This is a genomic window from Streptomyces sp. NPDC032940 (assembly GCF_040636935.1).
GTDB lineage: Bacteria > Actinomycetota > Actinomycetes > Streptomycetales > Streptomycetaceae > Streptomyces.
Genome location: NZ_JBEZVJ010000020.1, coordinates 57161 through 76289 on the forward strand (window position 1 = coordinate 57161; position 19129 = coordinate 76289).

Annotated in this window: 16 protein-coding genes; 7 read left to right on the top strand and 9 right to left on the bottom strand. The window is 68.7% G+C overall.

The annotated features are described in order from the left end of the window. Nucleotides 1–19 precede the first annotated feature (19 nt). The gene (locus tag AB0E77_RS22980) at nt 20–2425 is read right to left on the bottom strand and encodes a DUF6049 family protein (RefSeq protein WP_361573487.1); all 2406 of its coding nucleotides are present in this window, start codon (nt 2423–2425) and stop codon (nt 20–22) included. A gap of 226 nt (nt 2426–2651) precedes the next feature. Here AB0E77_RS22980 and AB0E77_RS22985 point away from each other — a divergent pair, with 226 nt between their 5' ends. Beyond that, nucleotides 2652–4097 carry a CCA tRNA nucleotidyltransferase gene (locus tag AB0E77_RS22985; RefSeq protein ID WP_361573488.1) on the top strand — a complete coding sequence of 482 codons (1446 nt, stop codon included), beginning with the start codon at nt 2652–2654 and terminating at the stop codon, nt 4095–4097. A 104-nt stretch (nt 4098–4201) separates the two neighbouring features. Here AB0E77_RS22985 and AB0E77_RS22990 read toward each other — a convergent pair whose 3' ends face one another. The 4 genes from AB0E77_RS22990 to AB0E77_RS23005 all read right to left on the bottom strand — a co-directional run bounded on the left by AB0E77_RS22990 (nt 4202) and on the right by AB0E77_RS23005 (nt 7992). Beyond that, complete coding sequence (locus tag AB0E77_RS22990; RefSeq protein WP_361573490.1) at nt 4202–4726, bottom strand: hypothetical protein; 525 nt, start codon at nt 4724–4726, stop codon at nt 4202–4204. A gap of 121 nt (nt 4727–4847) precedes the next feature. Beyond that, the gene (locus AB0E77_RS22995) at nt 4848–6110 is read right to left on the bottom strand and encodes an MFS transporter (protein WP_361573492.1); all 1263 of its coding nucleotides are present in this window, start codon (nt 6108–6110) and stop codon (nt 4848–4850) included. Nucleotides 6111–6187: 77 nt separating this feature from the next. Further along, entirely contained in the window at nt 6188–7270 is a 1083-nt protein-coding gene (locus AB0E77_RS23000) for an inositol-3-phosphate synthase (protein WP_361573494.1), read from the bottom strand. Between the two features lie 44 nt (nt 7271–7314). Continuing rightward, a complete protein-coding gene (locus tag AB0E77_RS23005; RefSeq protein ID WP_361573496.1) occupies nt 7315–7992 on the bottom strand; it encodes a helix-turn-helix transcriptional regulator in 678 nt (225 codons plus the stop codon). Between the two features lie 352 nt (nt 7993–8344). Between AB0E77_RS23005 and AB0E77_RS23010 the strand changes: the two genes are divergently transcribed. Together AB0E77_RS23010 and AB0E77_RS23015 are read left to right on the top strand one after the other, a co-directional pair. Further along, entirely contained in the window at nt 8345–11050 is a 2706-nt protein-coding gene (locus AB0E77_RS23010; protein WP_361573498.1) for a transglycosylase domain-containing protein, read from the top strand. A gap of 121 nt (nt 11051–11171) precedes the next feature. After that, nucleotides 11172–12680 (top strand): glycosyltransferase 87 family protein, encoded by a 1509-nt coding sequence (locus tag AB0E77_RS23015; protein ID WP_361573500.1) that lies wholly within the window; start codon nt 11172–11174, stop codon nt 12678–12680. Between the two features lie 82 nt (nt 12681–12762). On the opposite strand, the gene AB0E77_RS23020 is transcribed toward AB0E77_RS23015, so the two are convergent. The 3 genes from AB0E77_RS23020 to AB0E77_RS23030 form a co-directional block, all read right to left on the bottom strand. After that, nucleotides 12763–13794: an alanine racemase gene (locus tag AB0E77_RS23020; RefSeq protein WP_361573502.1), complete on the bottom strand. Its 1032-nt coding sequence runs from the start codon at nt 13792–13794 to the stop codon at nt 12763–12765. A 105-nt stretch (nt 13795–13899) separates the two neighbouring features. Next, nucleotides 13900–15021, bottom strand: coding sequence for a peptidoglycan bridge formation glycyltransferase FemX (femX, locus tag AB0E77_RS23025; RefSeq protein ID WP_031040037.1), 1122 nt, complete (start codon nt 15019–15021; stop codon nt 13900–13902). Between the two features lie 137 nt (nt 15022–15158). Continuing rightward, a complete protein-coding gene (locus AB0E77_RS23030; RefSeq protein WP_361573504.1) occupies nt 15159–15464 on the bottom strand; it encodes a hypothetical protein in 306 nt (101 codons plus the stop codon). A gap of 279 nt (nt 15465–15743) precedes the next feature. On the opposite strand from AB0E77_RS23030, the gene rpsF reads away from it, so the two are divergent. The 4 genes from rpsF (at nt 15744) to rplI (ending at nt 17436) form a co-directional block, all read left to right on the top strand. After that, nucleotides 15744–16034, top strand: coding sequence for a 30S ribosomal protein S6 (gene rpsF, locus AB0E77_RS23035; protein ID WP_077798159.1), 291 nt, complete (start codon nt 15744–15746; stop codon nt 16032–16034). A gap of 75 nt (nt 16035–16109) precedes the next feature. Further along, complete coding sequence (locus tag AB0E77_RS23040; protein ID WP_361573506.1) at nt 16110–16694, top strand: single-stranded DNA-binding protein; 585 nt, start codon at nt 16110–16112, stop codon at nt 16692–16694. A 40-nt stretch (nt 16695–16734) separates the two neighbouring features. Then, nucleotides 16735–16971 (top strand): 30S ribosomal protein S18, encoded by a 237-nt coding sequence (rpsR, locus tag AB0E77_RS23045; RefSeq protein WP_003949403.1) that lies wholly within the window; start codon nt 16735–16737, stop codon nt 16969–16971. A gap of 18 nt (nt 16972–16989) precedes the next feature. After that, nucleotides 16990–17436: a 50S ribosomal protein L9 gene (rplI, locus tag AB0E77_RS23050; RefSeq protein WP_189230198.1), complete on the top strand. Its 447-nt coding sequence runs from the start codon at nt 16990–16992 to the stop codon at nt 17434–17436. 142 nt (nt 17437–17578) lie between these two features. Here the strand turns inward: rplI and AB0E77_RS23055 are convergent, their stop codons facing one another. Then, entirely contained in the window at nt 17579–18916 is a 1338-nt protein-coding gene (locus AB0E77_RS23055; RefSeq protein ID WP_361573508.1) for an MATE family efflux transporter, read from the bottom strand. Nucleotides 18917–19129 lie beyond the last annotated feature (213 nt).

Here is a 19129-nt window from a genome sequence, read left to right on the forward strand (position 1 = left end):
CCGACCGGCCACGACATCCTCAACGGTCCACTCTCTCACCCGTGCCGGACGGGTCGGCGTTTTCCGCTGCGGTGTCCGGTGCCGGGTCACTCGGCTGCTCCGGGTCACCTGCCCGTGAGCGGTCCTCGGACTCCGTGGGACGCGCCTCGGGGTCGTCGGGGTTCTCGGAGGCACCGGGCTTCTCAGCCCCGTCCTCGTCGTCATCGGCTTCCGGGTCCTTGCCGGATCCGCCCTGGTCCGCACGGGCGGCGGCCCGCTTGCGCTGCGTGTACATCCGGAAGCCGGCGAGGACCAGGAGCAGGACACCGCCGCCGATGACCAGCATCACCGTGGCGGTGATCTCGGTGACCTTCACGTCGAACGTGACGGCCTCGCCGTAGCGCCGGCCGTCCAACGTGTACAGCTGGGCGATCACCGTGGCCCGGCCGTTGGCGTTGGCGGACGTGGTGAACTTCACCGACTGGCTGTGGCCTCCGGAGACGGATACCGGCTGCTCCTGATAGGCCGCGCCGTCGATCTCCAGACGTGTCGGATTCGTCGAGGTGAGCCGCAGCACCAGGGGGCCGACATCCTGGACCAGGTTGTTCTGCACCGTCACAGGGATCGTGGCGCTGCGGCCCGACAGCTTCGTCTCCGACTTGTCGATCAGTCTGACCCGGCCGCTCAGCGCGTCGAGGTACGACCTCACTCCGGCGCGGAACGACTCCGCCTGCGCGGCCCTGCCCCGCCAGGACGCGGACATCTCCCGGTTCAGCGACCGCCCGAAGGGCGTCACGACCCGGGACGGGTCCGACAGGACGACCTTGAAGTCGTCGAGCTTGTCCTGCGTCTGCGCGATCTGGGTGAACGCCGACCGGGGCAGTTCCTTCTTCCGCAGTGCCGACGGGTACGAGGAGGAGCCCGGCACCTTGGTGGTGGCCTCGGGGTCGGGCTTGGCCGTGGCGGCGTCCGCCAGCTTCTGGGGCTGGGACCAGGTGCCGCCCTGGAGTGTCTTCAGCGCCTCGGCCATCGCGCGGGCCTGGCTGCCGGAGGGCGTGCGCTGCGGGGCGACGACGATGCTGCGCTGCTTGCCGGTCTGGAGCCCCAGCGCCAGGCTCTGGGCGAGGAACCGCTGCACCGCGAGCGTGGACGCGGAAGCCTTCGCGAGGTCGCCCTCGAACGCCGTGGACAGCCGGGCGTCCGTGACGACGGCGGTGACCCCGCCGCCGATGGGACGCGCGGCCGACGGGGTGTACGGCAGGCCGTTGGTCTCCTGGAGGCTGTCGCTGCGGGCGATCACCTTGTCGGCGCCCGCCGAAGTGGCGACCTTGACGATCGACCGGTCGACCGCGCCCTCCACGGGCCACGCGAAGTCCGTGTTCGGTTTCACGTGGAGGATCGGCGGGACCGTGTTGTCGACGACGTCGGTGGCTTCCTTTAGCTGGCTCAGCGACCCGGCGATGTCCGTGCCGTTGTGGGCCAGGGAGGCCAGATCGGGGTCGGCGAAGGGCAGCGCGACGACTTCCCTGTCGGCCACCGCGTCCTGGAGGTCGGCGAGCCACTGCTTGGCGACGTCCTGGTGGGTGCCGCTGACGGTGTCGTCCCCGCTGCGGACCCGGTAGCTGCCCGTCATCGCGTCGACGGAGGCGAGCAGGTCGGGATCGACCACCCAGGTGACGTCGAGGTCCTTGCCCAGCGCGACCATCTGGTTCAGGCGGCCTCCGGGGGAGATCTCCTTGGCCAGGTCGTCGTTGAGGAAGACCGGCGTCTGCTCCTCGTTCGGGCCCGTCTCGGCGGCCATGTGGGTGGTCGAGACGAGGGGCCAGAGATACGTCGTCTTCGTCTTCTGCTCGGCCGCGTCGGGCTGCCAGGGCAGGAAGGTGCGCTGGATCCCGAGGACCTGCTCCCACGGCTGCGCCGAGGTCTGGCCGGAGAGGGAGACGGCGAATTCGTAGACGCCGTCCTCGCCGAGGTCCAGGTCGTCGGCCGGGACGGAGATGTTGAAGTGCTCGGCGACACCGGGGGCGAGCTCGTCGAACTTCGCCGTGTACTTGTCGTCGATCTCCGGAGGGACGGATCCCGACAGGTCGGTGCCGTCCTTGGCGACCGCGTCGACCGACGAGCGGGTGTTGATCTCCGCTCCCACCCGCAGTCCGACATGGGCCTTGGTGACCGGCTGCTTGCCGTGGTTGGTCACGGTGCCGGACACGGTCACCGTGTCCCCCGCGGTCGGGGCGGACGGGGTGAGCGAGTCGACGGCGACGGCCACCGAGCCGGAGTCCGAGTCGGCCTCGGTGGCCGCCTGGCCTTCCGCGTGCGCCGGACCGGCGGGCAGCTGGAGCAGACCGGCCAGCAGGGGCGCACCGGCGAGCAGTGCCGCGGTGCGCCGGGCCCGCCGGCGGGCAGGTGAGGCACCGGTGCCCTGGAAGTCTGCCGCCTCGGCCACGCGCTGTCCGTCCCTCGTCGTGTCAGTGGTCGTCGGAATGTGCGTCCACGCATGGTAACGATGCGCGCTGAGGGGAAGTGCCGCGGCGTACGCCACAAGATCCGCCCCGACGTGGGCTGCCCCGTATGTGCCCCTATATAGGGGAGCGGGACGGCAAGGGCGGGTGGCCGGGCGCACGGACAACGGAGGCGACCGCGTCCGCCCGGGCCACGTACCCTGTCCTGTTGTGCCGAACGCCAACGAAGTCAACCCCAGTGCCATGAGTCAGGCGCAGCCTCGCGCGGTGAGCGAACCGTTGCGGGTAGCGCCTGTCGCCGACGACCTCGCCCGCCGTTTCCAGGAGGCCGGGTTTTCTCTCGCCCTGGTCGGCGGCTCGGTCCGGGACGCGTTGCTCGGCCGGCTCGGCAACGACCTGGACTTCACGACCGATGCCCGGCCGCAGGACGTACTGAAGATCGTGCGGCCGTGGGCGGACGCCGTCTGGGAGGTCGGGATCGCCTTCGGCACGGTCGGGGCACAGAAGGACGGCTTCCAGATCGAGGTGACCACCTACCGGTCGGAGGCGTACGACCGCACCTCGCGCAAGCCGGAGGTGTCGTACGGCGACTCCATCGAGGAGGACCTGGTCCGTCGCGACTTCACCGTGAACGCCATGGCCGTCGCGCTCCCGGAGAAGACGTTCATCGATCCGCACGGCGGGCTCGACGACCTCGCGGCCCGTGTGCTGCGGACTCCCGGCACTCCCGAGGAGTCGTTCTCGGACGACCCGCTTCGGATGATGCGGGCCGCGCGTTTCGCCGCCCAGCTCGACTTCACGGTGGCCCCCGAGGTCGTCACGGCCATGAAGGACATGGCCGGGCGGATCGAGATCGTCTCCGCCGAGCGGGTCCGGGACGAGCTGAACAAGCTCCTTCTCTCCACTCACCCGCGCAAAGGGCTGACCCTGCTCGTGGACACCGGCATCGCCGAGCACGTCCTGCCCGAGCTGCCCGCGCTGCGTCTGGAGCGGGACGAGCACCACCGGCACAAGGACGTCTACGACCACACGCTCATCGTCCTCGAGCAGGCGATGGCCCTGGAGACCGAAGGCCCCGACCTGGTTCTCCGGCTGGCCGCTCTGCTCCACGACATCGGCAAGCCGCGCACGCGCCGGTTCGAGAAGGACGGCCGGGTCTCGTTCCACCACCACGAGGTGGTCGGGGCCAAGATGACCAAGAAGCGCATGACCGCGCTCAAGTACTCCAACGACCTGGTGAAGGACGTCTCCCGCCTGGTCGAGCTGCACCTGCGCTTCCACGGCTACGGCACGGGCGAGTGGACGGACTCCGCGGTGCGCCGCTATGTCCGCGACGCCGGCCCGCTGCTCGACCGCCTCCACAAGCTGACGCGCTCGGACTGCACGACTCGCAACAAGCGCAAGGCCACCGCGCTCTCCCGGGCGTACGACGGCCTGGAGGAGCGGATCGCGAAGCTCCAGGAGCAGGAGGAGCTGGACGCGATCCGCCCGGACCTGGACGGCAACCAGGTCATGGAGATCCTGGGCGTCCCGCCGGGTCCGGTCGTCGGCCGGGCGTACAAGTTCCTGCTGGAGCTCCGCCTGGAGAACGGCCCCATGGGCCACGAGGCCGCGGTGGCGGCGCTCAAGGAGTGGTGGGCCGGCCAGGAGTCGTGAGCTGCGGAACCAGGTCGTGTTTCACGTGAAACACGACCTGGTTCCGCAAAAGGGGCGGTGTTTCACGTGAAACACCGCCCCTTCACGCCCTCACAGGCGTCTGCCTACTTCTTGTAGTCCTTCAGGCAGAGCAGGAAGTCCTTGCCGTCGCCGCTTTCGGTGTAGACGTACTGGAAGTCCTTCGCCTCGGCCTCGCACTTGCTCTGGGCCATCGTGTCGGTGAGGAACGAGCCCTCGATCTTGGCCAGCACCTCGTACTGGGCCTTCGAGTCCGAGCAGTCGACGACCTCGAGGTCCGGGTCGTTGTCGTTGGTGCTGCCGCGGTGCATGCAGTCACCGACCGCCGCCGTGTTGGCGTCGTCGCGGCTGGCGATGTAACCGCCGACAGCCACACCGACGACGATCACGGCGATGACTATGTTCTTGATCGTCTTGAAGCTGACCTTGCGGCGGGTCGGCTCCGGCGGGACCGGGGCGTACGGTGCACCCTGCTGAGGGAAGCCGGTCTGGCCGGCCTGCTGCGGGAAGCCCTGCTGGCCCTGCGCGTAGGGGTTCTGCCCCTGGGGCTGCTGCGGGGCCTGCGGCTGGCCCTGCGCGAACGGATTGCCCTGGGGCGGCGGAGTGGTCACTGGGGGTCCCCCTAAACATGGGTGCATGACGCGAACATGGCGCGAGTAAGACGCACGTAAGTTACCGGGCCCCACCGACATCTCTGTAGCCCGGTGGGGCTCTGTGGCACTGATGTGACACTTACTGCTTGCCAAAACAGGCCATAGCCACCGCAACTGCTCCGTAGACAGCGGCGACAGTGACGACCAGCGGCACCGATCGGCCGTCCGGCGGCAGCATCAGCGCGGCCACCGCGGCAGCACCGACGAAGGCGACATTGAAGAGCACGTCGTAAACGGAGAAGATCCGGCCACGGAAGGCGTCGTCGACAGTCGACTGCACGATCGTGTCGGTCGCGATCTTTGAGCCCTGGGTCGTCAGGCCCAGCACGAACGCCACGGCGAGGAGGGGGCCCGTGGCGAACGGCAGCCCCAGCGCCGGCACCAGCACCGCCGCGGTGGTCGCGCACACGGCCATCCAGCGGCCGGGGCCGAACCGCCCGGCACCCCACGGCGTGAGCACCGCCGCGGCGAAGAAGCCGCCGCCCGAGACGCCCAACACCAGCCCCAACAGCGCGAGCCCTTCGTCCGTCTCCGACGTCAGGGCGTACCGGCACAGCATCAGCAGGAGCACGAGCATGGCGCCGTAGCAGAACCGCATCAGCGTCATGACCGCGAGCGCCCAGGCCGCTCCCCGGCGGGCGGGTGCGAGGAGATGGCGTATGCCGGCCACCAGTCCTCTGGCCGTCCCGGCGAGCGCCGACGCGAGATGCGGGTGCACCAGCACCCGGTCCGGACCCAGCAGCTCCACCGCCATCCGCAGCGACGCGAGCGCGCCGCACAGGTACAGGGCGGCCGCGAGCAGCACCACGGCTGCGTCGGAGTCGGCGACCACGATCCGCACGACGAAGGCCAGTCCGCCGCCGGCCGTCGCCGCCAGGGTCCCCGCCGTCGGCGAGAGGGAGTTCGCGATCACCAGGCGCCCCGGGTCGACCACGCGCGGCAGCGCGGCGGACAGCCCTGCGAGGACGAAGCGGTTGACGGCGGTGACGCACAGGGCGGAGACGTAGAAGAGCCAGTCCGGGACGGAGGCCACGATCAGCGCCGCGGTCACCGACGCGAGTACGGCGCGCAGCAGATTGCCGTACAGAAGGACCTGGCGGCGGCGCCAGCGGTCCAGGAGGACACCGGCGAAGGGCCCCACCAGCGAGTACGGGAGCAGCAGGACCGCCATCGCGGAGGCGATCGCGGCGGCCGAGGCCTGCTTCTCCGGTGAGAAGACCACATAGGTGGCGAGCGCGACCTGGTAGACGCCGTCGGCGCCCTGGGAGAGCAGACGCACGGCGAGCAGGCGCCGGAACCCCTTCAGGCGCAGCAGGACGCGCAGGTCACGGACGACGGCCATGGGGCACAGCCTCACATACGCAAAGGTCCCCGGGTCGTGCGACCCAGGGACCTTCAGCGGACTTCAGCCGGGCGCGCTCAGCGCTCGACCTCGCCCTTGATGAACTTCTCGACGTTCTCGCGGGCCTGGTCGTCGAAGTACTGGACCGGCGGGGACTTCATGAAGTAGCTCGACGCCGACAGGATCGGACCGCCGATGCCGCGGTCCTTGGCGATCTTCGCGGCGCGCAGGGCGTCGATGATGACACCGGCCGAGTTCGGGGAGTCCCAGACCTCGAGCTTGTACTCCAGGTTCAGCGGGACGTCGCCGAACGCGCGGCCCTCGAGGCGCACGTAGGCCCACTTGCGGTCGTCCAGCCAGGCCACGTAGTCGGACGGGCCGATGTGGACGTTCTTCTCGCCGAGGTCCCGGTCGGGGATCTGGGAGGTGACGGCCTGCGTCTTGGAGATCTTCTTGGACTCCAGGCGCTCGCGCTCGAGCATGTTCTTGAAGTCCATGTTGCCGCCGACGTTCAGCTGCATCGTGCGGTCGAGGATGACGCCCCGGTCCTCGAACAGCTTCGCCATCACGCGGTGCGTGATGGTGGCGCCGACCTGCGACTTGATGTCGTCACCGACGATCGGCACGCCGGCCTCGGTGAACTTGTCCGCCCACTCCTTGGTGCCGGCGATGAAGACCGGGAGAGCGTTGACGAAGGCGACCTTGGCGTCGATGGCGCACTGGGCGTAGTACTTCGCCGCGTCCTCTGAGCCGACGGGCAGGTAGCAGACGAGGACGTCGACCTGCTTGTCCTTGAGGACCTGGACGATGTCGACCGGGGCCTCGGGGGACTCCTCGATGGTCTCCCGGTAGTACTTGCCGAGACCGTCGAGGGTGTGGCCGCGCTGGACCTGGACGCCGCTGTTCGGCACGTCGCAGATCTTGATGGTGTTGTTCTCGGAGGCGCCGATGGCGTCCGCGAGGTCCAGGCCGACCTTCTTGGCGTCCACGTCGAACGCGGCGACGAACTCGATGTCACGGACGTGGTAGTCGCCGAACTGGACGTGCATCAGGCCCGGGACCTTGGACGCCGGGTCGGCGTCCTTGTAGTACTCGACGCCCTGCACCAGCGATGCGGCGCAGTTGCCCACACCGACGATGGCTACGCGAACCGAACCCATTCCGGTTGCTCCCTGTGTGTACGAGTGAGGCCCTGACTGGGCGCTCACGTGGCGGTGTCGCCGGGCGTATCCGGCCGGGGGTCGTCCCCCGGCCGGGGCAGGCCGCCCGTCGCTCCAGATGTCGTGTCCTGTTGAGCGGTCCCCTCGGCGGCGGAACCTCGCAGGTCCCGCCCCGCCCGCTCGCTCTCGATGAGCTCGTTCAGCCAGCGCACTTCGCGCTCCACGGACTCCATTCCGTGGCGCTGGAGCTCGAGCGTGTAGTCGTCGAGGCGCTCCCGGGTGCGGGCCAGCGAGGCCCGCATCTTCTCCAGGCGCTCCTCCAGCCGGCTGCGTCGGCCCTCGAGGACGCGCATGCGCACGTCACGCGACGTCTGCCCGAAGAACGCGAAGCGAGCGGCGAAGGTCTCGTCCTCGTACGCGTCGGGGCCGGTCTGCGAGAGGAGCTGCTCGAAGTGATCCTTGCCGTCGGCCGTCAACCGGTAGACGATCTTGGCGCGCCGACCCGTGAGGGAGGCGGCGGCCTCGCCGACGTTCCCCGGTTCCTCGATCAACCAGCCGTTGGCGACCAGCGTCTTGAGGCAGGGGTACAGCGTCCCGTAGCTGAACGCCCGGAACACACCGAGTGACGTGTTGAGCCGCTTGCGCAGCTCATAGCCGTGCATCGGGGATTCGCGGAGCAGGCCGAGTACGGCGAACTCGAGGATGCCGGAACGCCGGCTCATCGTCGCCTCCTCTCGTCCTTATGCCGCACTGATGTATCGACTCGATACATCCAGACGATAGAACGACCTCGCCCATGCGACAAGGGGTGCGCTGGTGAACGGGATCACATCGAGGATTCATAGTGAGCAAGTTGCCTGATTTGAGGTGAACTTCGGGCCTCGGGGGTTTTGGCGGTGCGTAGTCTGTGCGCCATGCAGACTGCCGGGAACCGAGTGACGCGTGGGGGCGTCCTCGTCCCCGGTGCAGTACGGGTGAATGCGGTAGGGGCCGCATCCGTACTTCGGGGGGACCGGAAACCAGCCGCCTTTTCCAGGCGCGCAAAGGTGCGCCTGCCCGAGGAGTAGTCGTTCGATGAGCGAGCACCGTCGCAAACCGCCGCAGCCGCAGGGAGGCGGACGTGCCGCGGCCCGACGCGGCCAGTTCGGCTCGTCCTCCGGCCGCCGTGCGGCACCGCGAGGCGCCACAGGGTCTCCGTCCGGCTCGTACGGTCCGGAGGACGAGGAGCGCCCCTATGGGGGCCGAGCCGAGGCCCGGCGCGCGGCACAACGCAGCGGAGGCGGTCGCCGCAGGGCGGCCGAACCGGCCCGTGGCGGCCGGCGGGCAGGCGGCGCCGCCGCCGGGGGCGCCGCAGGGCGGGGCCGGGCGGCGGCTTCCGGCAAGAAGCGGATGATCGACTATCCGCGGGGTGACCGGGACGGCTGGCAGCGCTGGGTGCCGTCATGGAAGCTCGTCTCGGGTCTCTGCATCGCGTTCTTCGGCTGTTTCGTGGCCGCCGCCGGCATCGCGTACGCCATGGTGGGCATCCCCGATGTCGCCAAGACCGCGACCGCCCAGAACAACGTGTACTACTGGGCCAACGGTGACGTGATGGTCGCCACCGGTGGTGAGCGCAACCGGCAGGTGGTCAAGCTCTCCCAGATCCCCAAGGCGATGCAGAACGCCGTCATCTCCCAGGAGAACAAGACGTTCTACTCCGACAGCGGCATCGACCCGAAGGGCATCGCCCGCGCCGTGTTCAACATGGCCCGGGGCGGCGAGACGCAGGGTGGTTCGACCATCACCCAGCAGTACGTCAAGAACGCGATGCTCGAGGACCAGTCGCAGACACTCTCCCGGAAGTTCAAGGAGATCCTCGTATCGGTCAAGGTGGGCGCCGAGGTCGACAAGGACGAGATCCTCGCCGGCTACCTGAACTCCGCCTACTACGGCCGAGGTGCCTACGGCATCCAGGCCGCGGCACGGGCGTACTTCAACAAGGACGCCGTCAACCTGAACCCGGGCGAGTGCGCCCTGCTGTCGGCCGTCCTCAAGGGCGCCACCTACTACGACCCCGCGGGTGCCAGGTCGATCGACCCGGCCGCCACCCCGCAGGCCAACCAGAAGCGCGCCCTGAGGCAGATGCAGGACACCCTCGACAAGATGGTCGAGTACGGGCATCTGGACCAGGCGGAGCGGGCCAAGTACACCGAGCTCCCCAAGGTGCAGAACCCTCGGTCGAACACCCAGCTGGGCGGTCAGATCGGGTACCTCGTCGATCTCGCGAGGGCTTCCCTGATCAAGGAGGGCGTCGCGACCCGGGACCAGCTGGACCAGGGCGGCTACGAGATCCACACGACCTTCGACAAGAACAAGGTCCAGAAGCTCGAAGCCGCGGTCACCAAGGTCTACAAGGCGAACATCAAGCCCGAGGAACGTCCCAAGACCGACACCCACGTCCAGTTCGGCGGAGCGTCCGTGAACCCCAAGACGGGGGCCATCGAGGCCATCTACGGTGGCGCCGACGCGACCAGGCACTTCACCAACAACGCCGATGTGACCGGTGCCCAGGTCGGTTCGACGTTCAAGCCGTTCGTGCTCGCGGCGGCGATGAAGTGGGGGGTGCGCGATCCCGAGGGCCCCGAGGAACAGCCGCAGGACGCACGTACCGTCGTCTCCCCGAAGAGCCTCTACAGCGGTGAGAACGACCTCAAGATCAAGAACTACGACGGCTCGATCTGGACGAACGAGAAGGGCGAGCAGTGGCGGCAGGAGAATGACGGCAAGGACTCGGTCGGTGATCCGCCGGACTACAAGATCGACCTGCGGGAGGCCATGCGGGAGTCGGTGAACTCCGCCTATGTGCAGCTCGGCATGGACGTCGGGCTCGACAAGGTCAAGGAGGCCGCTGTCGACGCGGGCCTCCTGCCGGACAGCCTGACGGGCACCAGCTACCCGTCCTTCTCCATCGGCGTCTCGGACCCCAGCGCGATCCGCATGGCGGGCTCGTACGCCACCTTCGCGGACAGCGGGAAGCAGCGTGACCCCTTCTCCGTCACCAAGGTGGTCCGAGAGGGCGCCACGATCTACACGCACCAAGGCGAGACCGAGCAGGCCTTCACCGCGAAGGTCGCGGACAATGTCACGGACGTCCTGAAGACGGTCGTCGAGGACGGCACGGGCTCCAACGCCCAGCTGCCGGGCCGTGAGGTGGCGGGCAAGACCGGTACCACCGACGGCAACAAGTCCGCCTGGTTCGTCGGATACACCCCGCAGCTGTCGACCGCGATCAGCATGTTCCGCTACCCGGACGACGAGTCCATCAAGAACCGCACGTTCCTGGAGATGTACGGAACGGGCGATCAGGACAAGATCCACGGTGCGTCGTTCCCGTCCGAGATCTGGCACGACTACATGCTGGAGGCGCTGAAGGACGAGCCGGCGGAGAAGTTCCCGACTCCGGAACCCATCGGTGAGGTCATCAACGACACACCGTCACCGAGCCCGACCCCCACCCCCACGGAGACGGAGGAGGCGAGCCCCACGCCGAGCCCGACGCCCAGTGAGACTCCGACCAGTCCCTCGCCCACGCCGACGGAGACCTGCGGTGTCTTCGACTGGGACTGCGAGAACGGGGACAACAGCGGCAATCAGAACGGCGGCAACGACACCTCCGGCGGGGACGGTGATCCGTCGCCCACGCCCTCGTCCAGTGCGACGGACGGCGACGGCAATGGCGACGGCGGCGGTAATGGCAACGGAAACGGGCCAGGAGGCACCATCTGGGGTTCGAGCGGATAGCCGCCGAGATGCCCGGTGTGCGTGTTTCACGTGAAACACCCGCTTGTTTCACGTGAAACAGGGGCCGCCGCACCCATCAGGGTGCGGCGGCCCCGTCGTATTCCCAGACACGTACGGCAGGATGTGCCCCATGCCCAGTGCAGAATCGACGCCAGCGAGCGTGCACGAACCGGATCGGGTGCCCCCGAGCAGGGAGGACGCGGTCGCCGCGGCAGGCAGCGAGCTGATCGGCGGTCCCCTCGGCCGGCGCGCCCTGCTCGGGACGTCCTGGTGGACCCCGGTGCGAGTGATCGCGCTCGTGGCGATCGGTGTGTTCGCCCTCGGCCTGGTCCAGAAGGCGCCCTGCTACAACGGCGCCTGGTTCTTCGGCGCCAGCTCCCAGTACACGCATGCCTGCTACTCGGACATCCCCCACCTCTACCAGGGCCGTGGGTTCATCGACGGGCTCGTGCCCTACTTCGACAAGCTCCCGGGCGACATGGAGTACCTCGAGTACCCGGTGCTGACCGGCGTGTTCATGGAGGTGGCCGCCTGGCTCACCCCGGGCAGCGGCAGCGTCCAGGACCAGGAACAGTGGTACTGGATGGTCAACGCCGGGATGCTCATGGTGTGCGCGGCCGTCATCGCCGTCTGCGTCACCCGCATGCACCCCAGGCGCCCGTGGGACGGCCTGCTGGTCGCGTTGGCGCCCGCCTTCGCGCTCACCGCCACCGTCAACTGGGACCTTTTGGCGGTCGCCCTGACGATCGCGGCGATGCTGATGTGGTCACGAGGGCGTGCACTGGCCTTCGGTGTGCTGCTGGGGCTGGCCACGGCCGCCAAGCTCTACCCCTTCCTGATCCTCGGCCCGCTGCTCGTGCTGTGCTGGCGTGCGGGCAAGTGGCGGGAGTTCGGGAAGGCCCTGATCGGCGCGGCCGGTGCCTGGCTGGTGGTGAACCTGCCGGTGATGCTCTTCGCCTTCGACGGCTGGTCGAAGTTCTACACGTTCAGCCAGGAACGCGGCGTCGACTTCGGGTCCTTCTGGCTGATCCTCGTCCGGAACTCGGACGACCCGCCCAGCACCGAAACCGTCAACACACTCGCCACGCTCCTGATGCTGCTGTGCTGCGGCGCCATCGCGGCACTCGCCCTGACCGCGCCTCGACGGCCGCGGTTCATCCAGCTCGCCTTCCTCATCGTCGCGGCGTTCATCCTCACCAACAAGGTGTACTCGCCGCAGTACGTCCTGTGGCTGGTGCCGCTGGCCGCGCTGGCCCGGCCGAAGTGGCGGGACTTCCTGATCTGGCAGGCGTGCGAGGTGGCCTACTTCCTGGGCATCTGGATGTACCTCGCCTACACGACCAGCGGAGACGCCCACAAGGGCCTGCCGACGGACGGCTACCACTGGGCCATCGGCATCCATCTGCTGGGGACGCTGTATCTGTGCGTCATGGTCGTCCGCGACATCCTGCTGCCGGACCGGGACCCGGTACGGCGGACCGGCGACGACGATCCCTCGGGCGGCGTGCTCGACGGCGCCGAGGACGTCTTCGTCCTCGGACCCGCGGCCCGTCCGGCGCAGCACGCGGCCCATGTCGAGGGCCCTCGCGTGGAATGGGGCGCCGGCCGGCAGCCCGGCGGTTCGCTCTGAGCGAGGCGTGAAAAGGGCCGTGCACGGGTGACCGTGCACGGCCCTTTCGCCGTTCTCGGGACTCTCGCGCCGTGCGCGGCCCTCAGCGGTCGACGAGGCGGTCGAACTGCGTGGTGGTGTGCCGCAGGTGCGCCACCAGCTCGTCACCCACCGTCGGCTCCGGGGCGTCGGAGGGCACGAAGAGGATCGACACCTGCATGTGCGGCGGCTCCGCGAACCAGCGCTGCTTGCCGCCCCAGACGAACGGCGACAGGTTCCGGTTCACCGTGGCAAGGCCCGCCCGGGCGACACCCTTGGCGCGCGGCATGACACCGTGCAGCGCCTTCGGCGCCTCCAGACCGACGCCATGGGACGTGCCGCCCGCCACGACCACCAGGAAACCGTCGGAAGCCGCCTTCTGCTGCCGGTAGCCGAAGCGCTCCCCCTTGGCCACACGGGTGACGTCCAGCACCGCACCGCGGTACTCGGTGGCCTCGTGGTCCCCCAGCCACAGCCGCGTCCCGATGCGCGCGCGGAACCGCGTCTGCGGGAACTGCTGCTGGAGGCGGGCGAGTTCGTCCGCCTTGAGGTGGCTGACGAACATCGTGTGCAGCGGCAGCCGGGCCGCGCGCAGCCGGTCCATCCACCCGATGACCTCCTCGACGGCGTCCGAGCCGTCGGTGCGGTCCAGCGGCAGATGGATGGCGAAGCCCTCCAGCCGGACGTTCTCTATGGCGGCGTGCAGCTGCGGCAGGTCCTGCTCACTGATGCCGTGCCGCTTCATCGAGGACATCACCTCGATGACCACCCGCGCGCCGACCAGGCCGTACACGCCGTCGATGGAGGACACGGAGCGCACGACCCGGTCCGGCAGCGGCACCGGCTCCTCGCCGCGCCGGTAGGGCGTCAGCACCAGCAGATCGCCGCCGAAGAAGTCCTTGATCCGGGCGGCCTCGTACGTCGTGCCCACGGCGAGGACGTCGGAACCGAGGCGCGTGGCCTCCTCCGACAGCCGCTCGTGTCCGAAGCCGTAGCCGTTGCCCTTGCAGACCGGGACGAGCCCGGGGAACTGCTCCTGCACGTGCTTGTGGTGCGCCCGCCAGCGCGCGGTGTCGACGTAGAGCGTGAGCGCCATGGCCGGACCTGGAACCTTTCTCGTGGCTGCGGTGTGTCAGAGGTGAGGGTGACTCGCCGGAGGCTGTGGAAGCCCCTTAGACGCTACTGGAGCGGCGTGCGCGGGTCAGCGGCGCGACATGTAGATGTCGAGCGCCTTGTGGAGCAGCTTGTTCAGCGGGAAGTCCCACTCCCCGAGGTACTCGGCCGCCTGCCCGCCCGTACCGACCTTGAACTGGATCAGGCCGAAGAGGTGGTCGCTCTCGTCCAGGGAGTCGGAGATGCCGCGCAGGTCGTAGACGGTGGCCCCGAGGGCGTAGGCGTCGCGCAGCATCGCCCACTGCATCGCGTTCGAGGGCCGGACCTCGCGGCCGATGTTGTCGGAGGCGCCGTAGGAGTACCAGACGTGCCCGCCGACCACCAGCATCGTGGCCGCCGACAGGTTCACCCCGTTGTGCCGGGCGAAGTACAGCCGCATGCGGTTGGGGTCCTCGTTGTTGAGGGCCGCCCACATGCGCTGGAAGTAGGACAGCGGACGCGGCCGGAAGTGGTCGCGCACCGCCGTGATCTCGTACAGGCGCTGCCACTCCTCGAGGTCGTGGTAGCCGCCCTGGACGACCTCGACGCCGGCCTTCTCGGCCTTCTTGATGTTGCGGCGCCACAGCTGGTTGAAGTTCTTGTGGACCTCTTCCAGGGACCGGTTGGCCAGCGGGACCTGGAAGACGTAACGGGGCTGCACGTCGCCGAAGCCGGCGCCGCCGTCCTCGCCCTGCTGCCAACCCATGCGGCGCAGCTTGTCGGCCACCTCGAAGGCACGCGGTTCGATGTGGTCGGCCTCTATGTCGCGAAGCCGCTTGACGTCGGGGTCCTGGATGCCCTTCTTGATCGACGCGGCGTCCCAGCGCCGGATGATCACCGGGGGGCCCATCTTCACCGAGAAGGCGCCCTGCTGCTTCAGGTGCGCCAGCATGGGCTCCATCCACTCCTGGAGATTCGGAGCGAACCAGTTGATGACCGGGCCCTCGGGGAGGTACGCGAGGTACCGCTTGATCTTGGGCAGCTGCCGGTACAGCACGAGGCCCACACCGACCAGCTGACCGGTCCGGTCGTCGAACCACCCGAGGTTCTCCGAGCGCCATTCGGCCTTGACGTCGGCCCAGGCCGGAACCTGCATGTGACTCGCCGCCGGCAGGCTCTGGATGTATGCCAGATGCTGCTCGCGGCTGATGGTCCTCAGGGTCAGGCTCATTCGGGGCGCTCCTCGGGCTGGTGTGTCCCCATGGGTACAGGGGCTCCGGCTCTCGCGCGAAGCCTACTGCGCCCTGTGAGCGCCCCGTCCGGCGTACGGGGGGTCCGCGCCTCCCGCGGGACGGCGCGGACCGTGGGTCAGCCGACGAGCCCGCCGTGGGCGATGCCGAAGTAAAGGCCGATCGCGGAGGCGCCGATGCCCAGGACCAGTCCGAAACGCTCTCGGGTCGTCTCGGAGATGTACTGGCCGTATCCACCGGTCAGGACACCGGCCAGTCCGGCCCAGGAGGTCAGGGCGTGGAGCCATGAGAAACCCGCGGTCACGAGGGACAGCACCCCCAGCGCCAGGCTCACGGCCATCAGCGTGTCCTGGAGCGGGTGAGGTTTGCCGTCGGTGGCCAGCAGGCCGGTCCTGGGTTTGGCGGGTCGCATGATCTGTGCCATGGAGAACCTCCAGCCGAAGGCAGGTCTGTCTTCGCCCTGCGCTTCCGATGTGTACAGATTGCGTCCCCCCGCAGGCGGATTTCAACCGCAAGCCACCGGCCGGGTACTCTGTACCTTCTGCACTGGTGTCTGCTGCCAGCCCCGGGCCGGGTCGCCTCCTCGGAGGAGCCCCGATTGTCAGTGGGTGCTGGTTTACTCACTGATGCCGGTGCCAACGCATCGCAACCCTCCTGCCACGGAACGACCGTGGCCGCTGAGTCCAAAGGAGGTGGGTTCCACATGCGTCACTACGAGGTGATGGTCATCCTCGACCCCGATCTCGAGGAGCGCGCTGTCTCCCCGCTGATCGAGAACTTCCTCTCTGTCGTCCGTGACGGCGGCGGAAAGGTCGAGAAGGTCGACACCTGGGGCCGTCGTCGTCTCTCGTACGAGATCAAGAAGAAGCCCGAGGGCATCTACTCGGTCATCGACCTGCAGGCCGAGCCTGCGGTCGTCAAGGAGCTCGACCGCCAGATGAACCTGAACGAGTCGGTCCTCCGGACCAAGGTCCTCCGTCCCGAGATGCACTGAGCTTCCGCTCAGCTGAATCCGGGATTCGAGTAGCAGCACAAGCAGCCAGCAGCAAACCCGCCGAGAGGTTCCCCCATGGCAGGCGAGACCGTCATCACGGTCATCGGCAATCTTGTCGACGACCCCGAGCTGCGCTTCACCCCGTCCGGTGCGGCCGTCGCGAAGTTCCGTGTCGCGTCGACCCCCCGCACCTTCGACCGCCAGACGAACGAGTGGAAGGACGGCGAGAGCCTCTTCCTGACCTGCTCGGTCTGGCGCCAGGCGGCGGAGAACGTCGCCGAGTCGCTCCAGCGAGGCATGCGCGTCATCGTGCAGGGCCGGCTGAAGCAGCGGTCCTACGAGGACCGTGAGGGCGTCAAGCGCACGGTCTACGAGCTGGACGTCGACGAAGTCGGTGCCAGCCTGCGCAGCGCCACGGCCAAGGTCACCAAGACCTCGGGCCAGGGTCGCGGCGGCCAGGGCGGTTACGGCGGCGGTGGCGGCCAGGGCGGCGGCGGCTGGGGCGGCGGCCCCGGTGGCGGCCAGCAGGGCGGCGGCGCACCCGCCGACGACCCCTGGGCCACGGGCGCTCCCGCCGGTGGCGGTCAGCAGGGCGGCGGCGGTGGCTGGGGCGGTGGCTCCGGCAGCGGCGGCGGCTACTCGGACGAGCCCCCCTTCTAGGGGCTCCACCCACACTTCTTGATCACACAGGAGAAACATCATGGCTAAGCCGCCTGTGCGCAAGCCGAAGAAGAAGGTCTGCGCTTTCTGCAAGGACAAGGTCACGTACGTGGACTACAAGGACACGAACATGCTGCGGAAGTTCATTTCCGACCGCGGCAAGATCCGTGCCCGCCGCGTGACCGGCAACTGCACGCAGCACCAGCGTGACGTCGCCACGGCCGTCAAGAACAGCCGTGAGATGGCGCTGCTGCCCTACACGTCCACCGCGCGATAAGGGAAGGGTGACCGACTCATGAAGATCATCCTCACCCACGAGGTCTCCGGCCTCGGCGCCGCGGGCGACGTCGTCGACGTCAAGGACGGCTACGCTCGCAACTACCTGATCCCGCGGAAGTTCGCTATCCGCTGGACCAAGGGTGGCGAGAAGGACGTCGAGCAGATCCGTCGTGCTCGCAAGATCCACGAGATCCAGACCATCGAGCAGGCCAACCAGGTGAAGGCCCAGCTCGAGGGTGTGAAGGTCCGTCTGGCCGTCCGCTCCGGCGACGCCGGTCGTCTCTTCGGCTCCGTCACCCCGGCCGACGTCGCCTCGGCGATCAAGGCTGCCGGTGGCCCCGAGGTCGACAAGCGCCGTATCGAGCTGGGCTCGCCGATCAAGACCCTGGGCGCCCACGCGACGTCCGTGCGTCTGCACCCCGAGGTTGCCGCCACGGTCAACATCGAGGTTGTTTCCGCCTGAGCCTGGCTCTCGCTGAAGCGATGAGATGGGGCCGCATTCCCGACCGACCGGGAGTGCGGCCCCATTGTCATGGCGGACGAGACGCCGGGGAGCCGGTCGCGCCGCGTGTTTCACGTGAAACCGTCTGTTTCACGTGAAACGGTCAGCGCGTCGCGCCGGTGACGACCCAACGGCCCGACCGCGCACGCCACCACAGCGTCAGCATGCGCATGGTCATCATCAAGGTCATGGCTCCCCACAGCGCCGTGAGCCCCCCGCCGAGCGTCGGGACGAGAAGCGCAGCGGGAGTGAAGACCGCCAGGGTGAGCAGCATCGCCCAGGCAAGGTACGGGCCGTCCCCCGCGCCCATCAGTACGCCGTCCAGGACGAAGACCACGCCGCAGACCGGCTGGGAGAGCGCCACGATCACCAGGGCGGGCAACGCGGCGTCCTTGACCGAGGAGTCGCTGGTGAACAGGGGCAGGAACGCCGGCCGGGCCAGCACCACGAGAAGGCCCAGCAGGACTCCGACGGCGATGCCCCACTCGACCATCCTGCGGCAGGCGTCCCGGGCGCCCTGGGTGTCACCGGCTCCCAGATAGCGCCCGATGATGGCTTGTCCGGCGATGGCGATCGCATCGAGGGCGAAGGCCAGCAGGCTCCACAGGGACAGGACGATCTGATGGGCTGCGATGTCGGCGTCGCCGAGCCGGGCCGCCACGGCCGTGGCGATCATGAGGATCGCCCGCAGGGACAGGGTACGGACGAGCAAGGGAATTCCGGCCTGCGCGGACGCCCTGATCCCGGCGGCGTCCGGGCGCAGGGACGCGCCGTGCCGGCGTGCTCCGCGGACGACCACTCCCAGGTACACCGCGGCCATGCCGAGTTGGGCGATGACGGTGCCCCAGGCGGAGCCCGCGATGCCGAGACCGGCGCCGTAGACGAGCCCGACATTGAGAACGGCGTTGGCGACGAAGCCGGCGACGGCCACGTAGAGCGGGGTCCGGGTGTCCTGCAGTCCCCGCAGAACACCGGTCGAGGCGAGCACGACGAGCATGGCGGGGATACCGAGCGAGGAGATCCGCAGATAGGTGACTGCATAGGGGGCAGCGGTGTCGGAGGCCCCGAAGAGGTCGACCAAGGACGGCGCCGTCGGCAGGACGACGGCGATGACGGCGGCGCCGAGCAGCAGCGCCAGCCAGATGCCGTCCATGCCCTGACGGATGGCGGCCTGCAGATCGCCTGCCCCGACGCGTCGGGCGACGGCCGCCGTGGTGGCGTAGGCGAGGAAGACGAACACGCTGACGGCGGTGGTCAGCAGGGCTGAGGCGACGCCGAGACCGGCGAGTTGTGCGGTGCCGAGATGGCCGACGATGGCGCTGTCGGCCATGACGAAGAGGGGCTCGGCGACGAGCGCGCCGAAGGCCGGGACAGCCAGCGCGACGATCTCTCGGTCGTGCCGGCGCCGGGCGGTGCGGGAGCGCGCGGGGGCCTGTGTCATGAGCACCAATCTAATCGTCCACAGGTAAGAGATGCAAAGCTTTAGCAACCCTTACTTATCCTCGCACCCGGTGCGCTCTTGTGTGCGGTTCGAAGTGATCTTGATCCGACTGGGAAAGTTTTTCTTCTGCACAGCCCGTGGATGGTGAACCCGCAGGTCAGAAGAGTGTCTGTGGTCACAGGGAGGGCTTGTTCACAGGGCTGTCCACCGGGT